This is a genomic window from Nocardiopsis kunsanensis DSM 44524 (assembly GCF_000340965.1).
GTDB lineage: Bacteria > Actinomycetota > Actinomycetes > Streptosporangiales > Streptosporangiaceae > Nocardiopsis > Nocardiopsis kunsanensis.
In genome coordinates this window covers 1-15,935 of the sequence record NZ_ANAY01000039.1, presented here as the reverse complement: position 1 = coordinate 15,935, position 15,935 = coordinate 1, and the positions used below count along the sequence as shown (strand labels likewise).

15 protein-coding genes and 1 tRNA gene are annotated in these 15,935 nt (G+C 69.3%); 9 read left to right on the top strand and 7 right to left on the bottom strand.

Going from position 1 to position 15,935, the window contains the following annotated elements; translation table 11 throughout:
* Nucleotides 1-166 precede the first annotated feature (166 nt).
* Both D456_RS0120275 and D456_RS0120270 read right to left on the bottom strand, forming a co-directional pair.
* Nucleotides 167-577, bottom strand: a complete 411-nt coding sequence (locus tag D456_RS0120275) for a hypothetical protein (RefSeq protein ID WP_017578010.1) — start codon at nt 575-577, stop codon at nt 167-169.
* 173 nt (nt 578-750) lie between these two features.
* On the bottom strand, nt 751-1,257 hold the full coding sequence (locus D456_RS0120270) for an NUDIX hydrolase (RefSeq protein WP_017578009.1): 507 nt from the start codon (nt 1,255-1,257) through the stop codon (nt 751-753).
* A gap of 556 nt (nt 1,258-1,813) precedes the next feature.
* Between D456_RS0120270 and D456_RS27150 the strand changes: the two genes are divergently transcribed.
* From D456_RS27150 to D456_RS0120255, 3 genes are all read left to right on the top strand, one after another.
* Nucleotides 1,814-1,963 (top strand): hypothetical protein, encoded by a 150-nt coding sequence (locus tag D456_RS27150; protein WP_017578008.1) that lies wholly within the window; start codon nt 1,814-1,816, stop codon nt 1,961-1,963.
* A gap of 140 nt (nt 1,964-2,103) precedes the next feature.
* Nucleotides 2,104-5,115, top strand: a complete 3,012-nt coding sequence (locus D456_RS0120260; RefSeq protein WP_193373854.1) for an AfsR/SARP family transcriptional regulator — start codon at nt 2,104-2,106, stop codon at nt 5,113-5,115.
* A gap of 425 nt (nt 5,116-5,540) precedes the next feature.
* Complete coding sequence (locus D456_RS0120255; RefSeq protein ID WP_017578006.1) at nt 5,541-6,062, top strand: lytic polysaccharide monooxygenase auxiliary activity family 9 protein; 522 nt, start codon at nt 5,541-5,543, stop codon at nt 6,060-6,062.
* 119 nt (nt 6,063-6,181) lie between these two features.
* On the opposite strand, the gene D456_RS0120250 is transcribed toward D456_RS0120255, so the two are convergent.
* Together D456_RS0120250 and D456_RS0120245 are read right to left on the bottom strand one after the other, a co-directional pair.
* A tRNA-Pro gene (locus tag D456_RS0120250) sits at nt 6,182-6,255 on the bottom strand.
* A 90-nt stretch (nt 6,256-6,345) separates the two neighbouring features.
* Nucleotides 6,346-7,263 carry a metallophosphoesterase gene (locus D456_RS0120245; RefSeq protein ID WP_017578005.1) on the bottom strand — a complete coding sequence of 306 codons (918 nt, stop codon included), beginning with the start codon at nt 7,261-7,263 and terminating at the stop codon, nt 6,346-6,348.
* 102 nt (nt 7,264-7,365) lie between these two features.
* On the opposite strand from D456_RS0120245, the gene D456_RS0120240 reads away from it, so the two are divergent.
* A complete protein-coding gene (locus D456_RS0120240) occupies nt 7,366-7,821 on the top strand; it encodes a GatB/YqeY domain-containing protein (protein ID WP_017578004.1) in 456 nt (151 codons plus the stop codon).
* 66 nt (nt 7,822-7,887) lie between these two features.
* On the opposite strand, the gene D456_RS0120235 is transcribed toward D456_RS0120240, so the two are convergent.
* Complete coding sequence (locus tag D456_RS0120235) at nt 7,888-10,269, bottom strand: transglycosylase domain-containing protein (RefSeq protein ID WP_026116058.1); 2,382 nt, start codon at nt 10,267-10,269, stop codon at nt 7,888-7,890.
* Nucleotides 10,270-10,702: 433 nt separating this feature from the next.
* Here D456_RS0120235 and D456_RS0120230 point away from each other — a divergent pair, with 433 nt between their 5' ends.
* Nucleotides 10,703-11,005: a WhiB family transcriptional regulator gene (locus D456_RS0120230; RefSeq protein WP_017578002.1), complete on the top strand. Its 303-nt coding sequence runs from the start codon at nt 10,703-10,705 to the stop codon at nt 11,003-11,005.
* Nucleotides 11,006-11,116: 111 nt separating this feature from the next.
* Here D456_RS0120230 and D456_RS24635 read toward each other — a convergent pair whose 3' ends face one another.
* Both D456_RS24635 and D456_RS0120220 read right to left on the bottom strand, forming a co-directional pair.
* On the bottom strand, nt 11,117-12,265 hold the full coding sequence (locus D456_RS24635; protein ID WP_193373857.1) for an ArsA family ATPase: 1,149 nt from the start codon (nt 12,263-12,265) through the stop codon (nt 11,117-11,119).
* A 23-nt stretch (nt 12,266-12,288) separates the two neighbouring features.
* Nucleotides 12,289-13,335 (bottom strand): ArsA-related P-loop ATPase, encoded by a 1,047-nt coding sequence (locus D456_RS0120220; protein WP_017578000.1) that lies wholly within the window; start codon nt 13,333-13,335, stop codon nt 12,289-12,291.
* Nucleotides 13,336-13,452: 117 nt separating this feature from the next.
* Here D456_RS0120220 and D456_RS26075 point away from each other — a divergent pair, with 117 nt between their 5' ends.
* The 4 genes from D456_RS26075 to D456_RS0120200 all read left to right on the top strand — a co-directional run bounded on the left by D456_RS26075 (nt 13,453) and on the right by D456_RS0120200 (nt 15,826).
* A complete protein-coding gene (locus tag D456_RS26075; RefSeq protein WP_017577999.1) occupies nt 13,453-13,626 on the top strand; it encodes a DUF4177 domain-containing protein in 174 nt (57 codons plus the stop codon).
* Nucleotides 13,626-14,087: a RidA family protein gene (locus tag D456_RS0120210; protein ID WP_017577998.1), complete on the top strand. Its 462-nt coding sequence runs from the start codon at nt 13,626-13,628 to the stop codon at nt 14,085-14,087. Before D456_RS26075 ends, D456_RS0120210 begins: the two co-directional genes overlap by 1 nt.
* A gap of 66 nt (nt 14,088-14,153) precedes the next feature.
* Nucleotides 14,154-14,966, top strand: coding sequence for an NUDIX hydrolase (locus tag D456_RS0120205; protein WP_017577997.1), 813 nt, complete (start codon nt 14,154-14,156; stop codon nt 14,964-14,966).
* Nucleotides 14,967-15,019: 53 nt separating this feature from the next.
* Nucleotides 15,020-15,826 carry an MBL fold metallo-hydrolase gene (locus D456_RS0120200; protein WP_017577996.1) on the top strand — a complete coding sequence of 269 codons (807 nt, stop codon included), beginning with the start codon at nt 15,020-15,022 and terminating at the stop codon, nt 15,824-15,826.
* Nucleotides 15,827-15,935: the final 109 nt, after the last annotated feature.

Below are 15,935 nucleotides of genomic sequence, written 5' to 3'. Positions count from 1 at the left end.
CCGGGACGACGCAGGCTCGGATCCCCCGCGTAGGTCCACTCCGGGGCGGTCCGGGCATGGAGAACGCCCCGCCGCAGCGGGGCGTTCGTCGCGGGGCGACACGGCCGATCCCGCCCGGTGGTTCCCGGGCCGAGCGGCTCCGGGGCTGAGGGCCGCGTCGACACCGTTACTTCTTCTCGCCGACCAGGGTCGCGATGAGGCCCACGGTGATCCAGATGGCAGCGGCGACGAACAGGCCTCCGAAGAGACCACCCAGGACGGAGGCGCTCAGCATCTGCACGAGGCCGTAGCCCGCGCCGCCGACGACGGCCGGAACGGCCGCGTACCGGAATGGGTAGGAGGCGGCCCAGCGACGCCCGCGGCGGTCGCTCTTCTTGCTGACCACCCCGCCCACACCGCCGAAGAGCGCGAAGAAGATCACAGCCGCGCCGAGGCCGGAAGCCAGGGCCCCGGCGCCGAGATTGAACAGGAAGAACAGGGCGCCACCCGCAGCGCCGCCCAGGAGGGACAGGCCCCACGGCCAGACCATCGTCGCCGAGGCCACCGGGGTGAATGCGCTACCACGCTCCAGCGTCATGACTACCGCTCCAGTCGAATCGCGTGACGCCCGCTCTTGACCGGGTCGTCCCTTTCAGCATGCAACGTCCTGGCTCTGGGCGCATCAGGGCCCGCCCCTGACTTTCCCCCGAGTGGAAGCTTCGAAGCCGGTCCCGAGGTCACGGGGCGGCACGATGACAACGATCGAGCGGCTCAGGAAGTGCCCGGGCCCGGAACGGTGTCGCTCATCGGGAAGGCCCCGAGGCCGGAGCGCAGATCCTGCCAGGCGGACCGGAACGCCGGCATCAGGGGGAGGGCCTCGGCCTCCTCCACCGGGACCCAACGGATCTCGTTGCTCTCGGAGTTGCCGGCCCGGAACGGGACCATCGAGGCCAGTCCGAGCAGGAACGTGTCGTAGCGCCACTGCCTGAGGTCGTGCTCGTAGGTGCCCAGGACCGTGTACTCGGACAGGTTGCCGGCGACCTCCTCGCGGAACTCACGCACAGCCGCTTCCAGGGGGGTCTCGTCGCGGTTGCGCGCCCCACCCGGGATGCCCCAGGTGCCGCCCATGTGGGTCCATCCGGCACGGTGCTGCAGCAGCACGTGCCCGGCCCCCTGGGAATCGGGGGCGTGGAGCAGCAGGCCGGCCGCGCCGTAGAGCCCCCATCGGTAGGAGCCGTCGGACAGGCGCACCCAGCCGTTACCGTCACCGTCCTGCATACGGGCAGTCCTCCTTCGCGTCCGATGTCTCGTGCCCCGGTCCTCCGCACAACGACATCCCTGCCACGATCATGCCCTGTGGTGGAGGGCGATCGGAGCGGTTCGCCGGTTCGGTTCTGTTAATGGATATCGGATAGGCCAGTTTGATAGTAGTTGCGTGACCGTAAAGGACGGACGTCCCGAGAGGGGATCATCGGGGAAGTCCAAGATGTCTGGTGCAGAGTTTCGTCGAATCCGGAGCGGGCATAGGGTGCTCATCACGCGACCGTCCGTGAGAAATGCGATCCACTGCCCCCTGAAAGTGGACTGAAAGCTTCCTGTAAGACGATCTCTCTAGTGTCGAAGGTGTTCGACGCGGACGGTGCCCGCGAGAGGACGGCTCGCGGGGCTCGCACCACGCGGAGTTCACTGGGCACATGCCACCCGCGGTGTTCGTGAAGGCGGAGGCACCGCGGGTGGCCACGCCATCCCGGAGACGGGGCCGATGTTGATGATCGATCGACGGCGTAGAGCTACATTGCGCATCTACGCGAGTGCTGTGAGAAGAGGGGTCAGAGTGCCGAAGATGCTCACCGTGGACGAGGAGTTCGAGCGTCTCGTGGCCGACGTCCGGCCGGCCGCGAAGATGCGTCCTCTGGAGGAGCCCGAGCCCGGCAAGGACGCTCCGGAGGAGCACCCCTCGGAGGAGACCCCTTCGACGGAGTAGTGGACCGCAGGGCCGTCCACGGCCACGGGTCGCGGCCCCGAGTATCGTTTCGGAGGGGGATGCTCGGGGCCGCTTTTCTTGTGCGCATTTCTCCTTTGCGCCAATTCACCTTGCTAGGCTGACCCGTTGTGGAATTCAGTGTGCTCGGTCCCATAACCGTCTGGAACGAGGGGCGCCCGGTCACAGTGGGCGGACCGCGTCAGCGTTGTGTGCTCGGCGCGCTCCTGGTCCATCTCGGCCGGGAAGTGACCTTCGACCAGCTCATCGGCTACCTCTGGAGTGATGATCCACCGCGCACCGCACGGTCGGTCATCCAGGTCCAGATCTCCCACCTCAGGCGGCTGCTGCCGGACACCATCGCCACCACCGCCGGTGGTTACGTCCTCGACTTCGACCCCGAGAGCGTCGACCTGCACCGATTCCGACGCCTGCGCGAACGCGCCGCGGACGCCCCCGCGCACGAAGCTGCCGGACTGCTCGAACAGTCCCTGCGGTGCTGGCGCGGGGCCCCGTTCTCCGGGGTGGGGTCCGAACACCTGGCCTACTCCGTGGTCACCCCGCTTCTGGAGGAGTACTGGTCCGCCGTCACCGCGTGGGCCGAACACGCCCTCGAACTCGGCCGCGCCGGCGACGTCGTCGCACGCCTGACCCCGCTCACTCGCGGCGAACCCTTCCGCGAACGCCTCCACCACCTGCTCATCACCGCCCTGTGGCACGACAACGACCGGGCCAAGGCGCTCACCGCCTACGAGGAGTTCCGTTCCGGCCTGGCCGAGGAACTGGGCGTGGACCCCGGTGCCGAGGTCATGGACCTGCACGCGCGCATCCTGCGGGAGGAGGTGCCGAGCGTCCGACGTGCGGTACCGGACGAACCCGCAACGGCCTCCGACACCTACGTCGTCCGCAACGACCTGCCCCGCGACCTGCCCGACTTCACCGGCCGCGAGCAGCCACTGGCCCGTATGCGCGATCTCGTGGACGGCGGCGGGGACCGTGCCCAGGTCTGTGTGATCACCGGCAGCGGTGGCGAGGGCAAGACCACCACGGCCGTCCACTTCGGGCACGGAGCCGCCGAGCACTACCCCGACGGGCAGCTCTTCATCGATCTGTACGGCTACAACACCGACCGCGGCCCGCTCAGCGCCTCGTCCGCGCTCGGGGCCCTGTTGAGGGCAGTGGGTGTGGCACCGGAGGCCGTTCCCGAGTCCCTGGACGAACGCTCCGCACTCTGGCGTGCCACGATGGCCGACCGCCGGGTGCTGCTGATCCTCGACAACGCCTTCAACGTCACCCAGGCCAGCCCGCTCGTGCTGCCTTCGCCGGGGTCGCTGACCGTCATCACCGCACGCAAGGACGTCAGCGGGATCAACGGGGCCCGGTTCGTCTCCCTCGGGATGTTCGACGAGGACTCCTCGTTGGACCTGCTGTCCAAGGTGCTGGGGGAGTCCCGTGTGGAGGACGAGCCCGACAGTGCACGCGCCATCGCCCGGCTGTGCGGCGGTCTCCCCCTGGCCCTGCGGGTCGTGGCCGGTCGGATCCTCAGTCGTCCGCGGTGGTCGCTCGCACACGTTGCGAGCCGGCTCGGCGAACGCGACCGCCGGCTGCGCGAACTCCAGGTGGAGGGGCAGAGCGTCGAGTCGGCGATCGATCTCTCCTACCAGAGCCTCAACAGCGAGCAGCGGCACGCCTTCCTGCTCCTCGGGATGATGATCGGCGACACGGTGGACCTCACCGGTGCTGCGGCGCTGCTCGGCACCAGCGTGGAGGAGGCCGACGACATGCTCCAGGAGCTCGTCGGCATGTACCTGCTCTCCGAACCCCAGGGTGACGTCTACCGATTGCACGACCTCATCACGGACTTCTGCCGGTCCCGGGCCGAACCGGTACTCGGGGAGGAGACCGTCGAGAAGGCGCGCCTGTCCTTGGCGCACTACTACCTCGACACCGCTCGAAGGGGCACCGACCTGCTCGGTCCGCGGGCGGAGGAGGGGTACGAAGGTTCCACGCACCGCCCCTACCGCAGCGATCTGTCCACCCGGGAGGACGCCGAACGCTGGTTCTCCCTCCACCACGAGAACCTCGCCGAAACCATCGAGTTCTTCGCTTCCGGCGACTTCGGGGACCAGGCCTGGCGCATGGCCGACCTGGTGTGGCGGTTCTACGCCTTGCGGGGACACATGGCGCTCCTGGTCAGTTCGCACCAGCGCGCACTCCAGGTCAGCGAGCAACAGGGCAGCGGACGTGGGCGTGCGGTCACGTTCATCGGACTCGGTATCGCCCACTACATCACCGGGCGGTTCGCCGAGGCCCTGGACCTGTTGTCGCAGGCACACGAGATCCTCGTCGGGCTCGACGACAGCATGGGGATCCTGCGTGTCAACGCGAACCTGGGCATGGTCTACGAGCGGGTCGGGCGGTTCACGGAGTCGGCCGGGGCGATCGAAGAGGCGCTGGAACACGCGGTGGCCGTCGGAAACACCGACATCGAGTCCCTGCAGTGGGGGAACCTGGCCGTGCTGCGCCAGAGCCTGGGCCAGTACGAGGAGGCCATCCACTGCGCAGGGAAGGCCATGGAGCGCGCATCGGGCACGGACCTGGAGGAGACGGCCGCGCACACCCGTCGAGTGATGGGGGAGGCGCGGGCGGCGCTGGGTGACATCGAGGGGGCCTTCGCCGACCTGGGGGAGGCCCTCGAGCTGTCGACGAAGCTGTCCCTGGCGGGCAACCGGATCTACGTGTACAACTCCCTGGGCAAGGCCCACCGGCTCTCCGGCAATTGGGAGAGAGCGGTGGAGGAACATGCCGCTGCCCTCGAGCTGGCCGACACCTTGGGAGACCACAGTGGGGACGCGGAGATCCTCGCCGACCTCGGGGTCACCTACGGCGCCGCCGGTCGCCCGGACGAGGCGGCCCGTGCCCTGAACAAGGCGCTCGCGATGGCCGATGAGCGGGACGAGCAGTACATCTCGGCCAAGGCCGCGCTCGCCCTCGGCGGGCTCCCCGCGTCCGTGGTCGACGACGAACGTGCGTGTGAGCTGCTCACCTCGGCAGTACGGACCCTCACCGAGCTGGATCTGGACGACGCCGAGTTCGCCCGGAAGGAGCTCGCGCGCCGTTCCTCGGGCGCCGGGGACCCTTCGCGCGTGGAGTGAGGCAACTCCGTCTTCCGGGTGAGGACCGCGGCCCAAGGTGGCCGTGGTTCCGGCAGACCGGATCCCTATTTGTTAATAGTATTTCCAGTTCGGGGCGCCCTCCGGGCCTCGGTCTCGCACATACCAGTGCGAGGCGGGGCATGGCCTCCCTGAGCTGCGGGTGGTGGCACTGCGTGCCCTCGCATGCACGCGGAACGGCAGAGCCTTGACTCATCTATAAGGGGTGTTTACTGTTTTCCGCATCGGGTGGAAGGCGTTTTTCGGGGACACCCGAAAAGCGCCGGGACGACGCCGTTCGCATCGACGCGGGTGCTTGTCCGACCCCGCGTCGGCGCTCCACCCGCCCTGGGCCGACGGGCCCGGGTCACCCCCGCTGCGGCCCGAGACCCCTCAGAGGCCGCGACCCGAAGAGAAGGGCTTCGCACATGACGAACCGAGTTCTCCGTTCCTCCGCCGCGGTCGCCGGATCCACCGCGCTCATCTTCGCCCTCATGCCTGCCGGTACCGCTAGCGCACACGGCTATGTCTCCGATCCCCCGAGCCGCCAGGCCCAGTGCGCCGCCGGTGTCGTCGACTGCGGCCCGATCCAGTGGGAGCCGCAGAGTGTCGAGGGCCCCAAGGGTCTGATGAGCTGCTCCGGCGGCAACGAGCTCTATTCCGAACTCGACGACGACAACTACGGGTGGGACGTCACCCCGGTGGGCACCACCGCGAACCTGGAGTGGACCATCACCGCGAACCACTCGAGTGCCGAGTGGGAGTACTTCATCGACGGTGCGCTCGTCGACAGCTTCGACGACCAGGGCGCCCAGCCGCCGGACAACTTCACGCACGAGATCGACCTGTCGGGCTACAGCGGTGAACAGACCATCCTGGCCCGCTGGAACGTCGCCGACACCGCCAACGCCTTCTACGCCTGCATCGACGTCAACGTCGGCGCACTCTGATCCCGCCACGGCGGAGGGTCGGTGCCGCGGGGCGCCGACCCTCCGTACCCCCGCTCCCGGGTCTTCCCGCCCGGACACGACGAAGGGCCGGTCCCGTGGGAACCGGCCCTTCGTGCTCGTCGGGGTGGCGGGATTCGAACCCACGACCTCTTCGTCCCGAACGAAGCGCGCTACCAAGCTGCGCTACACCCCGAAGCAACACCCACGATTCTAGCTGATATGAGGAGTGCTTCGCACATCGGCGCGTCCGGGCCGCTGATCGGACCCGGACGCACCGGACGGTTCAGGCCTGGGCAACGAGGTCCAGGAGCGAGGCCTCCGGGCGGCAGCAGAACCGCACGGGAGCGTACGGGGAGGTTCCCAGGCCGCCGGACACGTGCAGCCAGGAGTTCTCGTACTGGTGCAGCCCCCAGGCACGCACCCGGTCGATACCGCAGTTGGTCACGAGTGTCCCGTAGAAGGGCAGGCACAGTTGCCCGCCGTGGGTGTGCCCGGCCATCAGCAGTTGGTACCCGTCCGCGCTGAACCGGGACAGGTTGGCCGGTTCGGGCGAGTGCAGCACACCCAGACGCACGTCGGCGTCCGGGTCGGCGGGGCCGGCCACGTCGTCGTACCGGTCGAGCTTGATGTGGGAGTCGTGCACCCCCGCGAGTGCCACAGAGACCCCGTTGGCTTCGAGGCGGCCCTTGTGGTTGTTGAGATCCAGCCAGCCCGCGGAGGCCATTGCCGAACCCAGGTCACGCCAGGGCAGGTCGGGCACACGGCGCTTGCTGTAGTCGTGCTTACTGGTCCGCCACAAGTACCGCGCGGGATTCTTCAACTGCGGGGAGAACAGGTCGTTGGAGCCGTACACGAACGCGCCCGGCCGGTCGAGCAGCGGTCCGAGGGCGTCGATGAAGGGACCGACGGCGTCGGGATGGGCCAGAGAATCGCCTGTGTTGATCACCACATCGGGTTCGTGGGTCTCCAGACCCCGGATCCATTCGATGAGCATCCGCCGGCCGGGGGTCAGGTGCGCGTCCGACAAGTGCAGTACACGCAGGCGCGGGCTCCCCGGAGGGAGCAGGGGCAGCTCGTAGCGGCGCAACCGGAACCAGTTGCGCTCGATGACCGAGGCATAGACCAGCCCGGCCGCTCCGACGGCACCGGTCACGGCGGCCGCACGGCCGATCCGGCGTGTGAGTCGTCGGTCGTCGCCCATCCGGGGTCTCCTTCGTCGTCGATCGTGTGGCCTCCGCCGGCCGTGGGGTACCGGACGGGAAACGGATGGTGGCGTTGTCCCGGCCACCGTAGGATTTGTGGCATGCCCGAACTCAAGGACCGCCTCAAGAACGACCTGACCGCTGCCATCAAGGCGCGCGACAAGGTGCGTACCGGCACCCTGCGCATGGTGTTGGCCGCCATCTCCACGGAGGAGGCCGCGGGATCCTCCCAGCGCGACCTCGACGACGCCGAGGTCACCAAGCTGTTGACCCGGGAGGCCAAGAAGCGCCGTGAGGCGGCCGAGGCGTTCGAGAAGGGCGGTCGGGCCGACCAGGCCGAGGCCGAACGGGCCGAGAGCGAGGTCATTTCGGACTACCTGCCCAAGCAGCTTACCGATGAGGAACTGGCCGAGTTGGTGTCCTCGGCCATCGGTGAGACCGGAGCGCAGGGCCCCAAGGAGATGGGCCAGGTCATGAAGGTGGTGAACCCGCGCGTGGCCGGCCGGGCCGAGGGTTCCCGCGTGGCCGCCGAGGTCAAGCGGCAGCTCACCTCCTGACCAGTACGCAAGACGAACGCCCGGCACCGGAAGTGATCCGGGACCGGGCGTTTCGTGTGCTGTCCTCTAGAAGGACCCCTCGCGCGGGTCCGTGGGCAGGGCGGGCTGGACCGTGGGCAGGCCGCCCGGGCCCGCTGCGGTCCCGCCACCGCCCTCACTCAGGAACACGTTGACGGTCGCGCCCTCGGGCAGGGTCGTGCCGGGGTCCGGGTTGACCGCGGCGACGGTGCCCCCGGGGTGGGCGGAGGCGACGCTGGTACCGGAGACGTTGACCCGGTAGCCGGCACCCTCCAGGTTGGCCACGGCCTCGGACTCGTCCTGGCCGACGACGTTGGGCACGCTCTGGTCGTCACTGGTCGGGCTGGCGTCCCCGTCCGGGCTGCTGCCGGAACCGCCCCCACTGGAGGTCGAACCGTACTGCGACGGCGGCGAGGCCAGGCTCTCCTCCTCGAGGCCCTCGTGGGCGCCCTGGAAGGTCTCCTGCCAGATCGGCCCGGGGACGGTACCTCCGTAGACCTGGCCGTAGGAGCGTCCGCCGAAGCTGACGTTGCGCAGCGGGTACTGCTGCGGGCCGCGCGGGTCGCCCACGAAGACGGACCCGGCCATCTGCGGCGTGAAGCCGGCGAACCAGGCGGCCGCGGTGCCGTCGGTGGAGCCGGTCTTGCCGGCGGCCGGACGGCCGATGCCCAGGCCGCTGGCGGTGCCCCCGCTCTTGAAGGTCTGCGTCAGCAGGAAGCTGACCCCGTCGGCGACCTCCTCGTCGATGACCTGCTCGCACTCGGGCTCGATCTCGATGGTGGTGCCGGCCTGCCGGTCCTCGATGCGGTCGATGGGCTGGGGCTCGCACAGTTGGCCGCCGGAGGCGAAGGTCGCGTAGGCGCCGGCGAGGTCGATCGGTGCGACCTCTTCACTGCCGAGGGTGAAGCTGTTGTTGGCGAGGGTGTTCTCGTTCTCCGTGAACTTCGTGCCGTCGGCCCGCTGGAGGCCGAGGGTCTCGGCCATCTCGATGGTCTCGCACAGCCCCACGCTCGCCTGGAGCTGGGCGAAGTAGGTGTTGGAGGACTGCTGGGTCCCCGAGAGCATGTTGTGGTGGCCGCCGTTGCTCTCGCCCGCGTTGCTCAGTGACCAGGGCGGCAGGGTCCCGCCGTTGCAGGAACGTTGGCCGCTGACGGTCGTGGATCCGGGCGAGTTGAAGCTCGTACTGAAGGGTTTTCCCTGGTCGAGAGCGGCGGCGAGGGTGATCGCCTTGAACGTCGACCCGGCCTGGAAACCGGTGCTGCCACCGCGGTCGGACCCGGTGGTGAAGTTGATGGAGGTCTCACCGATGTTGCCCTCGTCCGGTCCGAAGTTGCGGCTCTGCATCATGCCGAGCACGCGCCCGGTCCCGGGTTCGAGGATGACCTGGGCAGCGACCTTGCGGGACTCGTTCTCGCGGGGGACCCACTTGTCCACGGCCTCCTGGCCGGCTTCCTGCGTCTGCGGGTCCAGAGTGGTGTGGATGTCGAGTCCGGCGGTGCGCAGCCAGCGTGCCCGCTCGGTCTCGTTGGGCCCGTAGCGCTCGTTCTTCTCGATCTCCTGCACCACGTAGTCGCAGAAGAAGGGTTGGTCGCTGGGGACGCAGCCGTTGGGCGGGGTCTCCAGGTCGACTTCGAGTTCCTCCTGCTTGGCTTCCTCGGCCTCGGACTCGGTGATGTAGCCCACAGAGGACATGCGGTCGATGACGACATTGCGGCGTTCGACGCTCTGCTCGGGGAAGAAACGCGGATTGTAGAGGTAGGGGTACCGGACCAGTCCCGCGATGGTGGCGGCCTCGTGGACCTCGAGTTCGCTCGCGGGCTTCTGGAAGTAGTGCTGTGCTGCCGACTCCACCCCGTAGGCGCCGTCGCTGAAGTAGGCGATGTTGAGGTAGCCCTCGAGGATCTCGTCCTTGGTCATCCGCTGTTCCAGGGCGATCGCGTAGCGCAGTTCCCGGATCTTGCGGGCGATGGTCGTCTCGCGGGCCTCCTCGAGTTCCTCCTGAGAGGTGGCCGCTTCGATCTGCACGTTCTTGACGTACTGCTGGGTGATGGAGGAAGCACCCTCGGTGTCGCCGCCCATGGTGCGGATGGCGGCGCGGAGGGTCCCGGAGATGTCGAGCCCGCCGTGTTCGTAGAAGCTGGAGTCCTCGATGGCGAGGATCGCGTGGACCATCTCTTCCGAGATGTCTTCGAGCGCGACGAGCTCACGGTTCTGGTCGAAGATCTCGGCGACGACGTTGCCGTCGGCATCGTAGATGGTGGAGCGCTGCGGGGGAGGCGGCGTCTCCAGATTGCTGGGCATGTCCAGGAAGCCGCCCGCGATGTTGCGTGCGGTGATCCCCATTCCGCCGACGGCTGGGAGCGCAAGCGCGGCGACCAGAAAGCCGGCTATGGCGCTGACGACTACCAGTTGGCTGATTCTCTGAAGCAATGTCCCCTGACCCACCCCATCAAGACTAAGTGACCGTACGTGCCCGAAGTGGTGTGTTCCACCATGAAAAGGTCTGAATCACACCAACTACCCACACCGCCGCGCGCCTCGTTCACTGGGTCCATCTTGTCACGATCCCGGACCGGACCCCTGCTCACCGGGCTCCTCGCCCGCGATGGCCGCGCTCCTGCTCACCGGTGGCGGCCGCCCACGCAATGGCCCGGACGGGCCATATTCGGTTGGATGCAAAGGGGGTCGAGTGGGTTCTGTCGGCACGGGTCACGAAACCGTACGTTCGAGGCCATGGGGGTGGGCGGGCGATGCAGAACCGGACGCCGAACACCCCACACGACGATGGGGCCTCCCCCTCCACTCAACCAGAGTGCGGATACCTCTTGGACCCCGCGAGCACGAGATTTGGGAGTGCGGGCAAATGCGGACCGACCAATGGATCACCCGGGCCCTGTGCCGTGAACTCGACCCGGACACGCTGTTCGTCAGCGGAGCCGCACAGAACACGGCCAAGCTCGTCTGCCGGGGTTGCCCGGTACGGATCGAGTGCCTCACCGACGCCCTCGAACACCGGGTCGAGTTCGGGGTCTGGGGCGGCATGACCGAACGGGAACGCCGATCTCTCCTGCGTAAACACCCCGAGGTGGAGGATTGGGGCGATCTCCTGGAACGGGCCGATCGACAGGGCGAGGACCCGGCGCGTTACGCCGCCGCCCAGTACTGACCAGGTGCTGAGCGCCGTTCCCACCGCGGTGCCGGGCACCGGTCCCGGCGCGGTCCCGAGCGCTGTGGCGCATACCGACCGTGGGCCACCGCTGCGAGCGGCCGGCCATGGTCACCCCGTTCCGGCGGCCGGATCCCCGCCGACGGGTCCCGCACCCGCCAGAAGGTCCCCGATCCGGCGCAGTCCGGTGAGGTCGTGGACGTCACCGGCCAGAGCGGCCACCTCCGAGACCCGCACATCCGGATGCGCGGTGAGGACCCTGTCGAGCAGGAGCAGTTCCCGCCCGCGTACGTGCGCCCGTTCGGCATGCAGCCGCAACGCCGCCTCGGCCAACGGGTGCTTCCCGGTCCGGGCCAGGGCCTGCGCGGCCTGCTCCGCCTCCTCGGGGCCCAGCCGTGCCGCCGGGCCCTCCGGAAGGGGATGGGTCCGGTTGAGTACCAGACCCGCCGTCGGCATACCGTCCGAGGCCAGGCGGCGTACGAAGAACGCTGCCTCCCGCATCGCGTCGGGTTCGGGCACGGACACCACCACGAACGCCGTCCCCGGGTCCTGCAACAGCTGGTAAGTACGTTCGGCACGTTCCTGGAACCCGCCGAAGACCGCCTCGAACGCCGAGGTGAACGAGCGCAGATCGTTCAGGAACTGTGCCCCGACCAGCTTGCCGATCACCGACGTCACCATGCTCACACCGGCGCCCAGCAACCGCAGCGGCCCCGAACCCGCCGGCTCCGTCAGGAAACGCATGAGCTTACTGTCCAGGAAGCGCCCCAACCGTTCGGGGGCGTCCAGGAAGTCCAGGGCCGACCGGCTGGGCGGGGTGTCGACCACGATGAGGTCCCACTCGCCGGACTCGCGCAGTTGTCCGAGCCGTTCCACGGCCATGTACTCCTGGGTCCCGGAGAAACCCGTCGAGAGGGTCTCGTAGAACGGGTTGTCCAGGATCTGCCGAGCCCGCGCGGGATCGGCGTGCTCCTCCACGACCTGGTCGAACGTGCGCTTCATGTCGAGCATCATGGCGTGCAGCTCACCCGGGGTGTTCTCGGGCAGCAGCACCCGGCGCGGCGTGTTGTCGAGGGACTCCAGCCCCATGGACTGTGCCAGCCGCCGGGCCGGATCGACGGTGATGACCACGGTCCGCCGACCGCGCTCGGCCGCGCGCAACCCCAGCGCAGCGGCCGTGGTGGTCTTGCCGACCCCGCCCGACCCGCAACAGACCACGATGCGGCGTGCGGGATCGTCGAGGAGCGCGTCCACGTCCATGGGACCGGACCGGTGCGCGGGGCTCACCGGCCCACCCCCTGTTCGGTCAGCGCGTGGGCCAGGTGCTGGACGGCCCGCTCCCCGGTGGCGCGTTCCAGGAGGGGCAGTTCCAGGACCGGTGAGCCCAGGGAGGCCAAACCCTCCCGGACCCCGGCCTCGAGACCGGCACGGACGGCATGGGCGTGCAGTTCGTCCTCGAGCCCGGTGGCCAGGCCGGCGGGATCGGACATACCCGCTGCGGTGAGCCCGGCGGTCAGGGCATCGCGGTCCAGGGTGTTCGTGCGGGCCGCCTCGAGCCCGGCGTCGTCGAGGAGTTCCGGCCGCACCATGTTGATCAGCACCGCCCCCGTGTTCAGGCCGAGTGCGGAGAGTTCACCGATGCCGTCGCGGGTCTCCTGTGCCGGCATCTCCTCCAGGAGGGCCACGAAGTGCACCAGGGTGCTTTCGGACCGGATGACCCTGGCGGCCCGCTCCGCGTGGTCGTGGACCGGTCCGGCCTTCGCCAGGCCGGCGACCTCGGAGTTGACGTCGAGGAACCGTCCGATCCGTCCCGTGGGAGGGCCGTCCATCACCACGGCGTCGTAGGTGAACGGGGACCCGGCCGGCGCCGAGGAGGTGCGGCCGCCACGGCCCTTGCGGCGCCGTACCGCCTCGGTGGCCTTGCCGGTGAGCAGTACGTCGCGCAGGCCGGGAGCGATCGTGGTGGCGAAGTCCACCGCTCCCAGGCGGCTCAGGGCCCGACCCGCTCGGCGTATGCCGTAGAAGAGTTCCAGGTACTCCTTGAGCGCGGACTCGGGATCGGCGGCCAGCACCGACACAGTGCCGCCCCCCGCGGCTGACAGCACCGGACGTTCCTCGTGAGGAAGGGGGGAGCGCTCGAGCAGCGATGCCACGCCTTGGCGACCCTCGACCTCCAGGAGCAGGACCCGGCCGCCGCCGGAGGCCAGCGCGGTCGCGAGGGCCGCCGCAGCCGTTGTCTTCCCCGTGCCGCCCTTACCGGTGACGATGTGCAGGCGTGCGCCGGCACATGCGTCCCAGGGGCCGGGAGATCGGTGCTCACGCTCGCTCACCCCACGGAGTCTATGCGGGGGCCGTTCGACGGAGCGCGATCGGTGTCGGGAAAGTAGGGTGAGCGGCGTCGAGAAGCGGTCCGGAAGGGCCGCACGGAGAACCGAGGGGGAAGCCGTATGGCCAAGTGGGAGTACCAGACCGTGGCGCTGCTGTCGCATGCCACCAAGCAGATCCTGGACAACTGGGGTCAGGACGGATGGGAGCTCGTCTCCGTCGTCCCCGCCCCCCTGCCGGAGGGCACCGACCCCCGCAACCAGCAGTACGTCGCCTACATGAAGAGGGAAGTCTGATGGCCACGCCCGAGGAGCGTATCGCCGAGCTCGGGCTGGCACTGCCCGATCTCGCCGCCCCCGTCGCGGCCTATGTGCCCACGGTGCGCACCGGCGACCACGTGTACGTGTCGGGACAGCTTCCCTTCGTCGAGGGTGAGCTTCCCGCGACCGGAAAGGTCGGGGCCGAGATCGACCCCGAGACCGCACAGGAACTGGCCGCCCGGTGCGCACTCAACGGCATCGCCGCGGTGCGGGCCGAACTGGGCGACCTCGCCCGTGTGACCCGGGTCGTCAAGCTCGTCGGTTTCGTGGCGAGCAGCCCGGACTTCACCGGCCAGCCCGGTGTGATCAACGGTGCGAGCGAACTGGTCGGCAAGGTCTTCGGCGACGCGGGGGTGCACGCCCGCAGCGCTGTCGGTGTGGCCGCCCTGCCGCTGAACGCCCCGGTCGAGGTTGAGATGATCGTCGAGGCCCGCTGAGCGGTTCCTCCACGTAGGGGTTCCTCGGGCCCGGCGCGACTTTTCGACCAGAAGGAGGGAGCGTCGATGCCCGAGGACCATGGTGTCGCCCCGGCCCGTCCGGCCGCTACCGTCATGCTGCTGCGTCCGTCGTCAGCGGACGGAGCGGCCGACGGCATGGAGGTCCTGCTCATGCGCAGGGTCGAATCCATGGGTTTCGCGCCGGGGGCCTTCGTGTTCCCCGGGGGCGGGGTCGACGAGCGCGACGCGGACGGGAACCTGCCCTGGACCGGTCCCGGCCCCGAGGAGTGGGCCGGGAGGCTCGGAACCGACGTGCCCGGGGCCCGGGCCCTGGTCTGCGCCGCCGTACGCGAGACCTTCGAGGAGACCGGTGTCCTGCTCGCGAGCGAACCCGAGCAGGTCGGTGCGGACGTCATCACCGTCGACACCACCACCGAGGACTGGGAGAACGACCGCCTCGGGCTGATCGACCGGTCCCGGTCCTTCACCGAGGTGCTGTCCCGGCGCGGCCTGGTGCTGCGAGCCGAGTGGTTGCGGGCCTGGTCCCGGTGGATCACCCCCGAGTCCGAGAAGCGCCGCTACGACACCTTCTTCTTCATCGCCCAGCTCCCGCCGGGCCAGGAGCCCCGCGACGTGGGAGGGGAGGCCGACCTGACCCAGTGGTGCGATCCCGCCACGGTTCAGGACGAGTGGCGGGCCGGGCGCATGCCGATGCTGCCGCCGACCGTCGCCAGCTGTACCGAGGTCGCCGAGCGGGGAACCCTCCGCGGGGTGTGGGAAGCCCGACGGGATATCGTCCCCATCGAGCCGGAAATTCGGGAGAAGGACGGAAAGGTCTGGGTCGTCCTGCCCAGCGGCGTCGAGTTCGCGCTCAGGTAGACCCTCCCGGCCGAGCCCGGGCCCGCGTGCCCGGGCGAGCGAAGCGAGGTGTGATGAGGATCGACGGTTCCGGCACGCTACGGGCCGGCTGTGTGCTGTGCCCGAACCCGAGCCCGATGACACTCGACGGGACCAACACCTGGATCCTGAGGGAACCGGGATCATCCGGGGCCGTGGTCGTCGACCCCGGCCCCGACGACGAACGCCACCTCGAACGTGTGGCCCGTGCCGCCCAGGAACAGGGAGCCCGGATCATGGCCGGGTTGCTCACCCACCGCCATCCCGATCACGCCGACGGCGCGCCTTACCTGTCGGAGCTGACCGGAGCGCCCGTACACGCGGTCGACCCGGAGGTGCGTGTGGCAGGGGAGGGCCTGCAGGACGGCCGGACGATCACTGTGGAAGGCCTGGAGCTCGGCGTGGTGGCCACACCGGGACACACCGACGACTCCGTCTGTTTTCTCCTGGAGGCCGACGGTGCTCTCCTGACGGGTGACACCGTCCTGGGGTACGGCACGACCGTCATCGACGGGGACGACGGCCTCGCCCCGTACATGCGGTCGCTGTACCGCTTGCGAGACATCGTGGAGGAACACGGTGTGCGTGCGCTGCTGCCCGGCCACGGCCCCATCCTCAACGAGCCCGCACACGCACTGCAGCGCTACATCGACCACCGGGAATCGCGTCTGGAGCAGGTCCGGGGCGCGGTGGAAGCGGGTGCGGCCACCGCGGACGAGGTCGCCGCACGTGTCTACCCGGACGTGTCCGAGGAGATCAGGTTCGCGGCCCTGGCTTCGGTGCGGGCCCAGATCCGGTACCTGGTCGCGCTCGGCGAGCTGCCCGAGGGCATCGAGGACTGATCCCGTCCCGCGCGTGGGCGGTCCGGTGAACCGCGGGACGGTCCGCGCGGACCCCTGACAAGGCCGGGGGCCCCGAGCCCCCGGGACGGTGTACGTCCCGGCGGCTCGG

Excerpts from the sequence above, each read along its gene's own strand:
- D456_RS0120230 (WP_017578002.1), top strand. The coding sequence starts at position 10,703 with ATGCGGACCGACCAATGGATCACCCGGGCCCTGTGCCGTGAACTCGAC.
- D456_RS0120240 (WP_017578004.1), top strand. The coding sequence starts at position 7,366 with ATGCCCGAACTCAAGGACCGCCTCAAGAACGACCTGACCGCTGCCATC.
- D456_RS0120210 (WP_017577998.1), top strand. The coding sequence starts at position 13,626 with ATGGCCACGCCCGAGGAGCGTATCGCCGAGCTCGGGCTGGCACTGCCC.
- D456_RS0120200 (WP_017577996.1), top strand. The coding sequence starts at position 15,020 with ATGAGGATCGACGGTTCCGGCACGCTACGGGCCGGCTGTGTGCTGTGC.
- D456_RS0120270 (WP_017578009.1), bottom strand. The coding sequence starts at position 1,257 with ATGCAGGACGGTGACGGTAACGGCTGGGTGCGCCTGTCCGACGGCTCC.
- D456_RS0120275 (WP_017578010.1), bottom strand. The coding sequence starts at position 577 with ATGACGCTGGAGCGTGGTAGCGCATTCACCCCGGTGGCCTCGGCGACG.
- D456_RS0120205 (WP_017577997.1), top strand. The coding sequence starts at position 14,154 with ATGCCCGAGGACCATGGTGTCGCCCCGGCCCGTCCGGCCGCTACCGTC.
- D456_RS0120245 (WP_017578005.1), bottom strand. The coding sequence starts at position 7,263 with ATGGGCGACGACCGACGACTCACACGCCGGATCGGCCGTGCGGCCGCC.
- D456_RS0120255 (WP_017578006.1), top strand. The coding sequence starts at position 5,541 with ATGACGAACCGAGTTCTCCGTTCCTCCGCCGCGGTCGCCGGATCCACC.
- D456_RS24635 (WP_193373857.1), bottom strand. The coding sequence starts at position 12,265 with ATGGACGTGGACGCGCTCCTCGACGATCCCGCACGCCGCATCGTGGTC.
- D456_RS26075 (WP_017577999.1), top strand. The coding sequence starts at position 13,453 with ATGGCCAAGTGGGAGTACCAGACCGTGGCGCTGCTGTCGCATGCCACC.